At 54.9% G+C, this 14,486-nt stretch carries 16 protein-coding genes; 9 read left to right on the forward strand and 7 right to left on the reverse strand.

Annotated elements, in window-relative coordinates; genetic code table 11:
* The first annotated feature begins 11 nt into the window (after positions 1-11).
* The 3 genes from fabF (at position 12) to RTU96_RS02610 (ending at position 2,217) form a co-directional block, all read left to right on the forward strand.
* Positions 12-1,253 carry a beta-ketoacyl-ACP synthase II gene (gene fabF, locus RTU96_RS02600; protein ID WP_312634781.1) on the forward strand — a complete coding sequence of 414 codons (1,242 nt, stop codon included), beginning with the start codon at positions 12-14 and terminating at the stop codon, positions 1,251-1,253.
* 3 nt (positions 1,254-1,256) lie between these two features.
* Positions 1,257-1,691: a 3-hydroxyacyl-ACP dehydratase FabZ gene (gene fabZ, locus RTU96_RS02605; protein WP_312634783.1), complete on the forward strand. Its 435-nt coding sequence runs from the start codon at positions 1,257-1,259 to the stop codon at positions 1,689-1,691.
* Positions 1,692-1,758: 67 nt separating this feature from the next.
* Positions 1,759-2,217 carry a MarR family winged helix-turn-helix transcriptional regulator gene (locus RTU96_RS02610; protein ID WP_293009437.1) on the forward strand — a complete coding sequence of 153 codons (459 nt, stop codon included), beginning with the start codon at positions 1,759-1,761 and terminating at the stop codon, positions 2,215-2,217.
* A gap of 62 nt (positions 2,218-2,279) precedes the next feature.
* Here RTU96_RS02610 and gap read toward each other — a convergent pair whose 3' ends face one another.
* The gene (gene gap, locus RTU96_RS02615; RefSeq protein WP_293009436.1) at positions 2,280-3,293 is read right to left on the reverse strand and encodes a type I glyceraldehyde-3-phosphate dehydrogenase; all 1,014 of its coding nucleotides are present in this window, start codon (positions 3,291-3,293) and stop codon (positions 2,280-2,282) included.
* Between the two features lie 395 nt (positions 3,294-3,688).
* On the opposite strand from gap, the gene RTU96_RS02620 reads away from it, so the two are divergent.
* Entirely contained in the window at positions 3,689-4,705 is a 1,017-nt protein-coding gene (locus RTU96_RS02620; protein WP_312634784.1) for a LacI family DNA-binding transcriptional regulator, read from the forward strand.
* A 126-nt stretch (positions 4,706-4,831) separates the two neighbouring features.
* Here the strand turns inward: RTU96_RS02620 and RTU96_RS02625 are convergent, their stop codons facing one another.
* The 3 genes from RTU96_RS02625 to RTU96_RS02635 all read right to left on the reverse strand — a co-directional run bounded on the left by RTU96_RS02625 (position 4,832) and on the right by RTU96_RS02635 (position 7,489).
* A complete protein-coding gene (locus RTU96_RS02625) occupies positions 4,832-5,758 on the reverse strand; it encodes a transketolase family protein (RefSeq protein WP_312634785.1) in 927 nt (308 codons plus the stop codon).
* 1 nt (position 5,759) lies between these two features.
* A complete protein-coding gene (locus RTU96_RS02630; protein WP_312634786.1) occupies positions 5,760-6,575 on the reverse strand; it encodes a transketolase in 816 nt (271 codons plus the stop codon).
* Positions 6,576-6,694: 119 nt separating this feature from the next.
* Positions 6,695-7,489 (reverse strand): hypothetical protein, encoded by a 795-nt coding sequence (locus RTU96_RS02635; protein ID WP_312634787.1) that lies wholly within the window; start codon positions 7,487-7,489, stop codon positions 6,695-6,697.
* A gap of 327 nt (positions 7,490-7,816) precedes the next feature.
* Here RTU96_RS02635 and fumC point away from each other — a divergent pair, with 327 nt between their 5' ends.
* The gene (fumC, locus tag RTU96_RS02640) at positions 7,817-9,175 is read left to right on the forward strand and encodes a class II fumarate hydratase (protein ID WP_312634788.1); all 1,359 of its coding nucleotides are present in this window, start codon (positions 7,817-7,819) and stop codon (positions 9,173-9,175) included.
* Positions 9,176-9,367: 192 nt separating this feature from the next.
* On the opposite strand, the gene RTU96_RS02645 is transcribed toward fumC, so the two are convergent.
* The 3 genes from RTU96_RS02645 to RTU96_RS02655 all read right to left on the reverse strand — a co-directional run bounded on the left by RTU96_RS02645 (position 9,368) and on the right by RTU96_RS02655 (position 10,995).
* Positions 9,368-9,922: a DUF5050 domain-containing protein gene (locus tag RTU96_RS02645; protein WP_312634789.1), complete on the reverse strand. Its 555-nt coding sequence runs from the start codon at positions 9,920-9,922 to the stop codon at positions 9,368-9,370.
* A 189-nt stretch (positions 9,923-10,111) separates the two neighbouring features.
* Positions 10,112-10,483 (reverse strand): ATP-binding cassette domain-containing protein, encoded by a 372-nt coding sequence (locus tag RTU96_RS02650; protein WP_397356308.1) that lies wholly within the window; start codon positions 10,481-10,483, stop codon positions 10,112-10,114.
* A gap of 53 nt (positions 10,484-10,536) precedes the next feature.
* A complete protein-coding gene (locus RTU96_RS02655) occupies positions 10,537-10,995 on the reverse strand; it encodes an iron chelate uptake ABC transporter family permease subunit (protein ID WP_312634836.1) in 459 nt (152 codons plus the stop codon).
* Between RTU96_RS02655 and RTU96_RS02660 the strand changes: the two genes are divergently transcribed.
* The 4 genes from RTU96_RS02660 to RTU96_RS02675 all read left to right on the forward strand — a co-directional run bounded on the left by RTU96_RS02660 (position 10,984) and on the right by RTU96_RS02675 (position 14,397).
* The gene (locus tag RTU96_RS02660) at positions 10,984-11,430 is read left to right on the forward strand and encodes an ABC transporter transmembrane domain-containing protein (RefSeq protein ID WP_312634792.1); all 447 of its coding nucleotides are present in this window, start codon (positions 10,984-10,986) and stop codon (positions 11,428-11,430) included. The two genes, RTU96_RS02655 and RTU96_RS02660, sit on opposite strands and share 12 nt — an antisense overlap.
* Positions 11,334-12,323, forward strand: a complete 990-nt coding sequence (locus tag RTU96_RS02665; RefSeq protein WP_312634794.1) for an ABC transporter ATP-binding protein — start codon at positions 11,334-11,336, stop codon at positions 12,321-12,323. Before RTU96_RS02660 ends, RTU96_RS02665 begins: the two co-directional genes overlap by 97 nt.
* Before the next feature lie 55 nt (positions 12,324-12,378).
* Positions 12,379-13,605 (forward strand): ABC transporter ATP-binding protein, encoded by a 1,227-nt coding sequence (locus tag RTU96_RS02670; RefSeq protein ID WP_312634795.1) that lies wholly within the window; start codon positions 12,379-12,381, stop codon positions 13,603-13,605.
* Between the two features lie 174 nt (positions 13,606-13,779).
* Positions 13,780-14,397 carry a lactate utilization protein gene (locus RTU96_RS02675; protein ID WP_312634796.1) on the forward strand — a complete coding sequence of 206 codons (618 nt, stop codon included), beginning with the start codon at positions 13,780-13,782 and terminating at the stop codon, positions 14,395-14,397.
* Positions 14,398-14,486: the final 89 nt, after the last annotated feature.

Raw genomic sequence — 14,486 nt, forward strand, 5'->3', positions numbered from 1 at the left:
AGGAGACAGGTATGGATAAAAGACGAGTTGTGATTACCGGCCTTGGCGCCGTCACGCCCATCGGACACTCCGCCCCCGAAACGTGGCAAGCAGTGCGAAATGGAGTGTGCGGCGTGGCCCCTATCACCGCCTATGACGCATCCGGACAAAAGGTCACTCTGGCGGCGGAGGTCAAGAACTATCAGTCGGATGATTTTCTGGATAAAAAAGAAGCGAAGCACATGGCCCGCTTCACCCAGTTTGCGGTTATTTCCGCGCGGGAAGCGCTGAAAGACGCCGGCTTTGACCCCGAAAAAGCAGACATGGACCGCTGCGGCGTGATCGTGTCCAGCGGCATCGGCGCGCTGCAAAACACCGAGGACGAGCACAGCCGGTATCTGGAAAAAGGCATTGACAGGGTGTCCCCCTTCTATATCCCCATGACCATCTGCAACATGGCGGCGGGGCAAGTCGCCATCGACGCGGGCTTTCGGGGCATGTGCTCCTGCCCCGTGACGGCCTGCGCGGGCGGCACCAACGCTGTGGGCGACGCATTCCACTACATCCGGGACGGGTACGCCGACGCAATGCTCTGCGGCGGCAGCGAGTCCGCCGTCACGCCGCTGGCCATCGGCGGGTTCACCACCATGAAGGCCCTGACCCAGAGCGCCGACCCCAACCGCGCCTCCATTCCCTTTGACGCAGAGCGCAGCGGCTTTGTCTTGGGCGAGGGAGCGGCCATTCTGCTGCTGGAGGAGCTGGACCACGCACTGGCCCGGGGCGCGAAGATTTACGCGGAGTTTGTGGGCTATGGCTCCACCTGCGACGCGTATCACATGACCGCTCCCCTGCCGGGCGGCGAAGGCGGCGCAAAAGCCATGGCGCTGGCCCTTTCCGACGCAGGGGCGCGGCCCGAGGACGTGGACTATATCAATGCCCACGGCACCTCCACGCCCTTAAACGATGCGGGGGAAACCGCCGCTATCAAAACCGTGTTCGGCGAGCACGCAAAAAAGCTTGCCATCAGCTCCACAAAGTCCATGACCGGCCACATGCTGGGCGCGGCCGGGGCGGCAGAGGCCCTGTTCTCCGCGCTGGCGCTGAAGGAAGGGTATCTCCCCGCCACCATCAATTATCAGGTAAGCGATCCCGCCTGCGATCTGGACGTGGTTCCGAATGTGGGCCGGAACGCCGAATTGCGGTACGCCCTGTCTAACTCTCTGGGTTTTGGCGGGCACAACGGCAGCATTCTTTTGAAGAAATGGGAGGACTGATCCATGGGCTTGCAGTATAACTCCGACCAAATCGCCCAGATTCTCCCCCACCGTTATCCCTTTGCCCTTGTGGACCGCATTGTGGATGGCGAGGCGGGAAAGTGGGCCAAGGGGATTAAGTGCGTCACGGTGAACGAGCCGTTTTTTCAGGGGCACTTTCCTCAAAAGCACGTGATGCCCGGCGTTTTGATGATCGAGGCCATGGCGCAGGTAGGGGGCGTTGCCGTGCTGGCTCTGCCGGAAAACCGGGGGAAAATTGCCCTGATGGGGGCTGTGAAAAACGCCCGCTTCAAGCGGCAGATAACCCCCGGCGACGTGTTGGAGATCACCTGCACCCTGACAAAGCAGCGCGGCCCGGTTGGAATCGGCGAGGCGGAGGTTCGGGTGGACGGCGTGTTGGCCGCCACAGCGGAGCTGACCTTTGCCATCGGGCAGTGAAAACCGCGTTTGAATCCCAGTCGTAACGCCCTAAAGGGCATAAATTCTAAAAAGGGTGGTTTTTGCCGTGCTGGATCAGCTTTTTTTTGAGGTGTATAGCAAATTTAAGCTGCATTTTTATCAGGAGATTTTGACCGGGTTTCAGTCCCGTGAGGCCAGCCTGTCCACCATAGAAACCTTTTGTATGGAATCCATTCAGGCGCTGAAAAGTCCCACCATCAACGAGTTTGCATCGTTTCTGCATATCTCCCCCTCCAATGCCGCCTACAAGGTCAACAGTTTGGTGAAAAAGGGGTATGTGGACCGGGTGCAGTCTCCGGAGGACCGACGGGAGTTTCACCTGCGGGTGACGCAGAAGTATATTGATTACTACAACATCAGCTCCTCCTATGTGCGGGAGGTGACAGAGCGGATGCAGCGGCGCTTTCCCCCTCACGACTGCGCAAAGCTGGAGGAGATGTTACGCATCATCAGCGGCGAGCTGATGCCGGAGGTGGTGCTGCCAGAGATTCCCGCCATCGAATAAAGCATCACAAAAACCCGGGAGCGCTCATAAGAGCGCTCCCGGGTTTCATTCTTTTAAAATTCTTACTTGTGGTCCACCGAGGCCATATAGCTGGCCAGCTCCACCATCTTGGTGGAATAGCCGAACTCGTTGTCATACCAGGAGACAACCTTGACAAAAGTGTCCGTCAGGGCAATGCCCGCCTTGGCGTCGAAAATAGAGGTGCGGGAATCCCCCAGGAAGTCCGAAGAAACGACCTCGTCCTCGGTATAGCCCAAAACGCCCTTCAGCTCCCCCTCGGAGGCTGTCTTCATGGCCTTGCAGACCTCTTCATAGGTGGCGGGCTTTTCCAGATTCACAGTCAGATCCACCACGGACACGTCCAGCGTGGGAACACGCATGGACATACCGGTAAGCTTGCCGTTCAGGTCGGGAATCACCTTACCCACGGCCTTTGCCGCGCCGGTGGTGGAGGGAATGATGTTTCCGCAGCCCGCCCGGCCACCGCGCCAATCCTTCATGGAAGCGCCGTCCAGAATCTTCTGGGTGGGGGTGACGGAGTGAACGGTGGTCATCAGTCCGTCCTTGATGCCAAAGCTCTCGTGGAGCACCTTGGCAATGGGGGCAAGGCAGTTGGTGGTGCAGGAGGCGTTGGACACAAACTGCATATCGGAGGTGTACTTTTTGTTGTTCACGCCCATGACAAACATGGGGGTGTCATCCTTAGAGGGAGCGCCCATAATCACGTGCTTTGCGCCAGCGTCGATGTGGCCCTGGCACTTCTCCTTTGTCAGGTGCTGCCCGGTGCACTCGCAGACATACTCCGCCCCCGCGTCACCCCAGGGAATGCTGCCCACTTCCTTCTCCGCGTACACGGCAATGCGCCGCCCATTGACAATCAGTGCGCCGTCCTCATGGGACACCTCGCCCTGAAACCGGCCATGGACCGTGTCATAGCGCAGCATATAGGCCATATAGTCAGGGGTCATGAACGGATCATTCACCGCCACAACCTCCACATCGTCCCGGGCCTGAGCAACGCGGAAAACCAGACGGCCGATACGACCAAAGCCATTAATTCCAATTTGAACCTTCATAAGGAAACGTCTCCTTTCAAATTCGGCTGCTGAAAACCGATTGCGCAACCGTTTTTGTTAATCGTTTACATTTGAATAGTATCACAACTCGCTTGCCTTTGCAACTGTCAAAACCATAAGATTTTTTATAGTTACTTGTATAAATCCAATAATTTTTAAAAAATTTGCACAATTTTGCGTTTAAAATCGCCCCAGGGCCTTGACGTTGCAACAGAAGGAGCATATACTAAACACTAATTAAAGGATTACGTAATGCCGACACAGCTTGCGCAACCCCCACAGTCCGTGAAACGTGGCGTTTGAGCTGTGGCGGCGCGACGTGCCAGCGCTTAACCGTTCCCGTCTCCGGGTATTGGGACAAGCGAAACTACGTGAGAAAGGAGCGGTTCTCCACGATGAAAGTGACCATCAGCGATGTGGCAAAGCTTGCCGGCGTATCCACGGCCACCGTCTCCCACACCATCAACAACACGCGTTACGTCTCGGAGGAGACGAGGGAAAAGGTTTACGCAGCCATCTCCCGTCTGGGCTATACACCGGATGCCTCCGCCCGGAGCTTCCGCACCGGAAAGCGGAAAACCATCGGCTTTATTGTGCCGGACATCTCCAACAAATTTTTCGCCACCATGATCGAATCGGTGGAAAATTATCTGGCCGCCGCCGGGTATCACCTGATTATTGCCAACACCAAGGAGGACATGGACCGCGAGGAACGGAACATTCGCTTGCTGTCCGCCGGTCTTGTGGACGGGTTGCTCATTGCCAGCACCATGGACAGCTTTTCTCGGCTGGACAGCCTGATTCCCGCGGGCTTCCCCGTGGTGCTGGTGGACCGGGTATTTGGCGAGAAGAAATTCACCTCCGTCTGCGTGTCTAATTTCCAGCCCATCTACCGCAGCGTATGCCGTCTGGTGGGCAAAGGCGACCGGCGCATCGGCATCATCGGCGGCCTGCCCCGCCTGTCCTCCACGCAGGAGCGCGTCTCTGCCTATCAACAGGCCATTTCAGACTGCGGTCTGGAGGCGGAAGCGTCGCTGATCCGCTACGGAGACTCCATGGAAAACAGCGCCCACGGCTGCCTTGACGAGCTTTTGGAGCAGCATTGCGACGCGGTGATCGTCACCAACGGCCTGATGGCTTCGGAGTCTATCATCCACTTGCACCGCAAGGGCGTGCAGCTTGCCAGGGACATTGACCTTGTGAGCTTCGTGGATTATGAATCGGACTTTTACGAGCTTTACGCCAACCAGATTGACTCCATTGTCCAGCCTGTGGACGAGTTGGGGAACATCGCCGGGGAGGAGATTTTGAAGCGGGTGGAAGACCCGGACGCGCCGATTTTTGAAAAGGTGCTCACTTCCGCTTATCGCCCCTATGATGTGCCAAAGTCCAAAAATGATTCGGACGGCTAAAGAGATCAAACCGTTCTCCTGATAATCTCTTAAAAATTTTTTATTTAATTTTAAAGGATTCGTTGATTGCCTGTACAAGATAGTAAAAAGCGCGCCGCGCTTTTCAATTGATATGGCCCAAAGGCTTTACAGGGCAGCCTTGATGTCCTCCGCAATCTGACCGGCGGTAAGCCGGTATTCCCGCAAAACGTCCTCCGCCTTGCCGGACTGGCCGAAGCGGTCGTTGACGCCCAGCTTCTTGAACTTGCAGGCAACCTTGCCCATCAGCACATCCGCCACCGCGTCTCCCAGACCACCGATGACGCTGTGTTCCTCCACGGTGATCACCGCGCCGCACTTTTGTGCGTATTCCGTGACGCAAGCCGCGTCGATGGGCTTAATGGTGTGGACATTGACCACGCTGACGCGGATGCCGTCGGCCTCCAGAAGCTTTGCGGCCTCCAGACATTCGGACACCATCAGCCCGCAGGTAAAGATGGCCGCGTCAGTCCCCTCCCGCATGACGTTTGCCTTGCCGATTTCAAAGGGATAGTCTTCCTCGAACACCGGAGAAGCCAGCCGCGCCAGCCGGAGATAGGCGGGGCCTTCCTGCTCCGCCAGCGCAAAGACGGCCTTTTTCGCCTCCTTCGCGTCGGCGGGAACAATCACCGTCATGCCGGGAATCACCCGCATCAAAGCCAAATCCTCAATGGCTTGATGACTTCCGCCGTCCTCTCCCACGGAGACGCCCGCGTGGGTCATGCAAAGCTTCACATTGAAATGGGGGTAGGCCACCGAATTGCGCACCTGCTCATAAGCGCGGCCCGCGCCGAACATGGCGAAGGTGGAGCAAAAGGGAATCAGCCCCATGGTGGACATTCCCGCGGACACCGACACGAGGTTGCTCTCGGCGATACCCATATTGTAGTGGCGGTCAGGGTAAACCTTTTGAAACTTTGCGGTCTGGGTGGCGTTGGCCAAATCCGCGTCCAGAACCACCACCTTGTCGTTCTGCGCGCCCAGCTCAATCAGCGCCTCGCCGTATGCGGCGCGGGTTGCGATTTTCTCTGCCATCTTACATTCCCTCCAGTTCCGCGAGGGCCGCGGCCCGCTGCTCTTCATTGGGGGCCTTGCCGTGCCAGCCCACCTGATTTTCCATGAAGGACACGCCCTTGCCCTTCAAGGTGTGTGCAAGAATGCACCGGGGCTTGCCAGGGACAGTGGGGCGGGCCAGCGCCTCCACCACGGCGGCAATATCGTTGCCGTCTGCCAGCTCGATAAGGTCGAAGCCGAAAGCCCGCAGCTTGGCGGGCAAATCACCAAGGCTCATGACCTGCTCGTTGGAGCCGTCAATCTGAAGACCGTTGTTGTCAAACAAAATGGTGAGATTGTCCAGCTTGTAGTGGGCGGCGGACATAAACGCCTCCCATAGCTGGCCCTCCTGCGCCTCTCCGTCGCCGCACATGGCAAAGACCTTGGTGTCTTTTTTCAGGTGCTTTGCGCCCAGCGCCATACCCACCGCGATGGACACGCCCTGCCCCAAAGAGCCGGTGGACGCGTCCACTCCGGGAACCTTTTTCACGTCGGGATGCCCCTGAAGAATGGCATGGAGCTGGCGGAAGCTTTTAAAGTCCTCCTTGGGGAAAAAGCCCAGCTCGCCCAGCACTCCGTAGTAGCAGGGGGAGGCGTGGCCCTTGCTCAGGACGAAGCGGTCCCGGTCCGGGTTGTGGGGATGTTTGGGGTCCACCCGCATCTGGGTGCAAAACGCGGCGCTCATCAGCTCCACCGCGGAGAGCGAGCCACCGGGATGTCCGCTGCCCGCGTCGGCGGTCATGTTGATGATGTCCCTCCGGACCGCGGCGCAGAATTTTTCCAGCTCTTGCGTCGTCATATTCTTCCTCCGTATTCCCAATGAATTTGGGTTGTATTCCTAAGTTTCTACGGTATCACAACTGTCTCTGCGTGTCAAGAAAGACCCCGATTGAATTGCAAACGGAAACGAGCTGCTCTTTATTCCGAGGTACTATCATTCTCCAGCGGCTTATAACTCGCCGCTGCCTCCTTGAACATCTCAAGCGCCCCCTGCATATCGGAGGTATCGCCTTTATCCGTAAGCATCACGGCAGAAACATTTGCCGAAAGTTCCTCTGCGTTTCCAAGAAACGCGTCCACCTTACGCACATAAGCGTCATCCGTTGTCTCATTTCCGTCAACGCGGTACCGATAGCTCTTTTCATCAGGAAACGCAGGGTCTGCTTCCTCCTCCACAAAGACAAGCTCCTTCAGTGAAAGCAGATCTCCTTGAACAAAGCTGATATAGGCTTCATAGGCATAACCTTCTGTACTGTTTGAAGAAATGCAATAATATGCAAGCTGCCCCGACTCCGTTTTAATCAGATGAAACATATTTGCATCGCTGCCAAAAATGCTGATAGGTGTGAACCCGCCGTTAAACATGGACGCGGCTGATACGCAAACAACCTGACCATTTGCATCGATATCAAAGATATTAATACCGTTTGATGCACCTGACCCCGGATCAAACAAAATCAGTTCTGGAGTACCGTCCACGTCCAAATCCGCAAGCCCTGCACCATTAACCGCAATGTTCAGCGCCTCGGGAAGCTCTTCCTCATTGGTCAAAAAGGCAGTATACGCGGATTCCCAAGTAGCCTGCCCGACCAATTCCTGCCCTGCGGAGCTGGACAAGGATTCGGAATCTAGGGGCGGGAAAGCGCTCGTCCCGCTTTGACCGCATCCCGAAAGCGCGAAAGCAATCATGGTTACAGTAAATATTTTTTTCACCAGAAAAACCCTCCATAGTTTATGTCACACAACGCATTGACACATTACTTTTGTTACCAATTGTACCACAAGCACAGCGCACCCTGCGACATAATTACATCAACGGCATCTGCCATATAAGTCCGGCCTAATAATCGTCCAGCATTATTGTATCACAAATTATCAGCAAACTCCACGGCCTTGCCGCAGGGCACCGCATTTCGAGGCGCATCAGTCTCTCCCCTGCCGTCCGTCCTCTTTCCTCCGCCAAACCTTTCTCACAGGGGCTTGCGGGTTAGGCCACAGGCCGCTATAATGAGAAAAACATCAAAAACAGGGGGACGCAGGATGGAAACGAGACGCGAGCGCGACACCATGGGGGAAATTTTGGTTTCGGCGGAACGCCGCTGGGGCGCCCAGACCCAGCGGAGCCTTGAAAACTTTAAAATCGGCACGGAAAAAATGCCCCGGGAAATTATTGTGGCTTTTGCATATTTAAAGGAAGCCTGCGCCAAGGCCAACGCGGGCTTCGGCAAGCTGACGGCTGCGCAGGCAGAAATCATCTCTTCCGTGTGCGGCGAAATCCGCGCCGGACGGTGGGATGAGGAATTTCCTCTGGCGGTATGGCAGACGGGGTCCGGCACCCAGACCAATATGAATGTCAACGAGGTGATTTCCCATTTAGCGACGGAGCGGGGAACGGTCCTCCACCCCAACGACCATGTGAACGCCTCCCAGTCCAGCAACGACACGTTCCCCTCCGCCCTGCACATCGCGGCGGTGCTGGCCGCGGAAGCGGGCGTGCTGCCCGCCGCAAAACGGCTGAGCGGGACCCTTGCCCGGCTGGAGCGGGAAAACGAAGACATTATCAAAATAGGACGCACCCATTTGCAGGACGCAACCCCCCTGCGGTTCTCTCAGGAAATTTCCGGCTGGCGGGAGCTGGTGGACGCGCCCTGCCGGATGCTGAAAACGGCTCTTTCAGAGCTTCGCCGCCTTGCCATCGGCGGCACCGCCGTGGGCACGGGGCTGAACGCGCCCCAAGGGTTTGACACCAAGGTCTGCGCCTGTCTCTCAGAGCTGAGCGGCACGGAATTTGTCCCGGACGAAAACAAATTCCACGCCTTGACCTCTAAAGACGCGCTGGTGTTTGCCCACGGGGCGCTGAAGGCCCTTGCGGCAAATCTCATGAAAATTGCCAACGACGTGCGGTGGTATTCCTCCGGCCCCCGCTGCGGACTGGGGGAGCTTCATATCCCCGAAAACGAACCGGGCAGCTCCATCATGCCCGGAAAGGTAAACCCCACACAGTGCGAGGCAGTGACGATGGTGGCCGTGCAGGTGATGGGGAACGACGCGGCAATCGGCTTTGCCGCGTCTCAGGGAAATTTCCAGCTAAACGTATTTCTGCCGGTGTGCGCCCAGAATTTTTTGCAGTCCGCCCGCTTGCTGGCGGACGCAATGGACTCCTTCCGGGTCCACTGTATGGAAGGCCTCACCGCCGACCGGGAGCGGATGGAGCAGAATCTCCGCAGCTCCTTGATGCTGGTGACCTGTCTTACGCCGCAAATCGGCTATGAAAAGGCGGCGGAGTGCGCCAAGCAGGCCCTTCGGGACGGGACGACGCTGAAAGAGGCCGCCCTTTCTCTGGGTCTGTTGAGTGAGGCGGAATTTGATGACGCCGTGCGCCCCGAGAAAATGGTCTAAGCTGCTTTCTCTCCTTTTCTGTGAGCACTTCCCTCCAATCGCAGATATTCACAAAAACATGCTAACCCTCCGGTCTGCCAGGCAAACCGGAGGGTTAGTCTTATTTGTTAGATAAATTCGCAAATTTCCCCCAGCCGTCCCCGGGATGAATGCGGTGGGCGGCTGTGTCGCAGTGCGGTTCATTTAATACGGTTAATCCACAAGCTGTGTCAGCGTGTTTTTATCAAGGTCCAGCCTGTAATAGGACGGAGGATTCGACCTTCCATCCTCCTCCTGCTTCAACTGAACGCATGTATATAAAATATAACCGTCCTGATAGTTCGCGGTGACAGAGGTACTGCCGTTAATTTCGTGATATATGTCCAGATTCGCATTATACACCTGAAACGCGTCGGTACTGCACACCTTTGTTATCTGGGAACCGTCCAGCCTCACCTTGTCAATTTCGTCCAGATTGGGAAGATAATATACCCACTCCTCCGCCACGCAGGCCGCCGCTGCCACGTCTTTCACAAGCACCTGCGCTTCGGAACCGTCTTTTTTCCGAACGCAAAGCTGATGCGCATCGTCAATATACGCTGTCCACTCACTCTGGTCGGACGAAGCTTCGGTCCCGGTCTGCGAGGTGGAAGACGCATCTTCTTCCCCGCCGATGTTTAAGCTGCTCTCCCCTCCGCTGGAAGCGGCTTGAGAACTCGCCCCGCTCTCTCCATTCGGCGCGTTACAGCCTGTCATTAAAATCAGCATTGTCAAAAGACATGCAAAGACGCTTATCTTTACATTCATAATAAATACACCCCCTGCATAGTTCATCCTACACCCCGGGGCGTGGTTATGCAACCCTCCGAAAAAAGCGAGGGGTCAAACAATATGACGCTTTTACCCCACAGTAAATGCATGTGGAGCATGCAGGCGGTAAGTCGGCTGCTCCAACCCCTAATAAATGGCGATTGGCCCCGTAGGGCCGTCAATGATGTTGATTTGCGTCTCAAAAATATCCGTCAGAAGTTCTGCGTTCATAATTTCCGCCACCGTTCCAAACGCAGCAATTTTCCCATTCTTCATCGCGCAAATTTTGTCTGAATACTTGGCCACAAAATTGATATCATGCATCACCGTCAAAATCGTTCTTCCGAATTCATCGGCGGCATATCTCAAATGCTTCATCATTTGAACGGAACGCGCCACGTCAAGATTGTTGAGCGGCTCATCCAGAAGCCGTCCAATCATTAAAAGCGCCGTGGATTTCCCCGCGCCATTCGGGCCGATCAAGGAGGTCAGCCCGGCTTTGGGTATCTGAATATTCAAAGGCCCTATTTTTACCTCGTCCGTATACGCTTTTTTAGCATTGAGAATATTGATCATAGGGTTTCCTTCCTTAACAATACAATGAGAAACGCGATTCCCCCAAACAGTTCGATAATAACGGAGACGACCCCCTGTGCTCTGAACACATGATACATAAAAAAATATGGCCCCGCTAATATGAGAAAGCCAATTGCAAGCGACATTGGAAACACATATCTGTGGTCATAGATCGGGGCCGCCTGATACGTCATGGTGACAACCAAAAATTCGTAAAAGGTTAATGGCCCCACTAAAGCGGTTGAAACCGACATGAGAACAGAAAGCAATATCAGCGTATAGATTACGCCAAATTGATGATTCACGCCCAGCGAGGTGCTGGCGTTTCTGCCCAGAGACAATACATTTAGTTTTTTGGAATAAGCAAGGATCAGCCATACGGTCATGCCTACCATTGGAATTGCAATGGGAAAATAAGCGACCTCTGCAAATCGGCCGCCGAAATGATGAATCAGGGCATTTTGGGCAGCTCCTTTGAAACGCTTCTGAACACAGGAATGACAATGGCCATCGGCTCTTTTGTCGCCGGGCTGTGCGCTGTGATCGGTGGCTGCAACTGCGCAACGCTGACCGCCAGAATCGGCAAGGACATGCGGGTGGCACTTTACGAAAGCTCGCTGAAGCTGTCCGTTCATGAGTTCCGCCAATTCGGCACGGCTTCTATCACCACGCGCACTGTTTCAGACATCACTAATATTCAGACCGCCTTCATCAGCTTTATGCAGATGGTGGTGCCGGTCCCCGCGATCTGCGTGATTGCTTTGGTGCTCTCCTTCCGGTTGGACGCATCGTTTTGCTCATCGCGGTGTTCTGGCTCAGCGGAGGAAGAATTGCCGCAGGACATTTTCAGATTGGAGATATTACCGCAGTCATCGAATACGCCTATCTGATTTTGTTCTTCATTATGATGGCGCAAATGGTCATTTTAACGCTTCCGCGCGCGTTGGAGTGCTGCAACCGCATCCAGAATGTGCTGGACTATTCACCGGAAATCTCCGCCCCCGCGTCTGCGCAGCCGGGCAGCACCGAACGCAGCCGAAGTGATGTGCTGGTCTTCCAAAACGTATCGTTCCAATTCCCGGACGCGGAAAAGGATACGCTAAGCAATTTAAGCTTTACATGCCGCCGGGGCGAGACAACGGCGATCATTGGCGGAACCGGCAGCGGAAAATCCACCATCGCCTCTGTGATTTTGCGGTTTCACGATGTAACAGAAGGCGCAATTTTTCTCAACGGCCATGATATCCGGCAAATGCGCCAGACGGATTTGCTCCATCAGCTCGCCTATGCGCAGCAAAAAGCAATTCTTTTTTCAGGAACGATTGCTGAAAACCTCCGTTATGGTAAGCCTGACGCAACAGAGGAGGAGCTGCTGCACCCCGTCGGGGTTGCGCAGCTTGACGCATTGATCCGGTCTCTCCCCGATGGGTTAAATTCCTTTGTCGCTCAGGGAGGTACGAACTTCTCCGGCGGGCAGCGGCAGCGCCTTTCCATTGCGCGGGCACTGGTTTTAAAGCCGGAGCTTTATCTCTTCGACGACAGCTTCTCCGCTCTGGATTTTAAAACCGATGCCGCCCTGCGCAAGGCCCTGACTCCGGAGACAAAGGACGCGGCCGTATTGATCATCGCGCAGCGCGTCAGCTCCATCCGCCACACACAGCAGATTATCGTACTGAACGAAGGGACCATCGTCGGCATCGGAACCCATGAGCAATTGATTAAAAGCTGCTCGGTTTATCTTGAAATCTATGAATCTCAGACCAGGGAGGTGCAGGAAGCATGAAAAAAGTCAAGATAAAGCCAAATCCTCAGACTTATCCGGTTCAGATAGCGAAGCCTTGAAAGACGCCGGAAGCACCTTGCTGCGCCTTGCGCGCAGACTGAAGGGGCAGCGTGTCCGCCTTTCCGTGATTATGGCCTCTATCCTGATTTACACCGTCCTAACAATTGGGGCCCCGCTTTACAGCGCGCAGGTTGTCGACATGCTGTGGACCAGCATTCAGGCCGCCACGGCGCAAGGCCTTCCGTTTTCCATTACTTGGAACAATATGGGGTCTGCGCTGATCCGCCTCACCGTTATGTACGTGGGTACCAGTATCGTGGAGGAGTATTATACAGGAAGAAACGTCATCAAGGCCTATAACCATGAGCAGGAGAGTTTGCATCAGGCTGCGCTCGCCGCAGAAAAAAACCGCAGCGTTTCCCAAAAGGCGGATTTCCTGACACATTGCATCAACCCGGTCATCCGGCTGCTGACCCGCCCTTCCCATGTGGTCATCACCGTGATTGCAGGCGGGGCCATCCTCAACGGAACCATGTCGGTCGGCTTGGTGCAGGCGTTTTTTCAATACGTGAATCAGACGGCGGAGCCTCTGACAGAGGGTGCCTTCATGATCAATTCCCTTCAGTCCGCGCTGGACTCCGTCAAACGCACTTTTGACTTTCTGGACAGTCCGGAGGAACGCCCGAACCCCTTGCACCCCGCCATTTTGGAGCACGCAGACGGATTGGTTTCTTTTGAACATGTCAGCTTTGGTTACGGGAAAAGCAATCCGTTAATGGAGGACATCAGCTTCCGTGCACAGCCCGGGCAAAAAATTGCCATTGTCGGGAGTACCGGCTCCGGAAAAACCACCCTTGTCAATCTGCTTATGCGGTTTTATGAGGTGGATGACGGCACCATTATGGTGGACGGTGTTGCTGCCGCCGAAATGACGCGCCGCAGTCTACGCCAAAATTCCGACATTGTCTTGCAGGACACATGGCTGTTTGGCGGCACAATTGCGGAAAACATTGCTTACGAAAAGCCGCAGGCCACAAGAGAAGAAATTGTGGCTGCGGCAAAGGCAGCGAAAATAGATTATCTGATTCGCACCATGCCCAAAGGGTATGATACGGTTCTGGACAACGACGCGGCCAGCCTTTCCATCGGACAGCGGCAGCTTCTGACCATTGCCCGCGTGTTTTTATGTGATCCGCCCATTCTGATTTTGGACGAGGCCACCTCCAGCGTTGATACGCGGACAGAGATGGAGATTTGCCGGGCAATCATCACGAGCTGCTGAAGCAAAAAGGCTCCTATGCAAGTTTATATGACAGTCAATTTGACTGAGCCTGCGGGCAAAATGATGACAGCGCCATACATACAAAACGCCGGAAGAATGTCGGCCGCTTGTTTTGCCTGCATCCGCATGATAAAATAATTAAAACCTGTATGACTTACGAGGGATAAGGCGGATATGGAAGAAAGAATTGAGAAAACAATCTCCAGCTTGCGGCGAAACAACATGGCCGGGTACTTTGTTCAGGACCGGGAGGAATTGCTTTTGCTGCTTACAAAACTGATTCAGCCGGGCGAGACAGTCGGGTGCGGAGATTCCGCAACCTTGGAAGAAACAGGCGTCTTTGATTTCATCCGCAACGGAAGATACACCTTTTACGATAAGCACAGCAGCAGCTTAACCTCGGCGGAAAAGCGCGCTATTTATCTTCGGAACTTTGACGCCGATACCTTTCTGACCGGTACCAACGCCGTTACGGTTGATGGGAAGCTGTTCAACATTGACGGAAACGGAAGCCGGGTGGCGCCTATGCTGTACGGCCCGAAGCAGGTAATCGCCGTTGTGGGCATCAATAAGCTCACAAATAGCGTTCAGGATGCAATTGACCGCACACGGCAGGTTGCCGCTCCCCTGGATGCGAAACGGCTTGGCAAGGATACGCCCTGCACAAAGCTTGGACGGTGCATTGATTGCAGGCACGCCCAAAGAATCTGCAACGATTTTGTCTTGATTGCAGGTCAATTTGTGAAAGACAGAATCAAAGTGATCATTGTCAATCAAGTATTGGGATATTGATATCTCTGTTGACCGAGACATTGAAAACACCGGGAATCAAGGATTTCGGAGTCCGAAATCCTTGATTCCCGGTGTTTTATCGTTCATTG

Origin of the sequence: Oscillibacter sp. (assembly GCF_032018205.1) — a bacterium.
In the GTDB taxonomy this organism is placed as follows: Bacteria; Bacillota; Clostridia; order Oscillospirales; family Oscillospiraceae; genus Oscillibacter.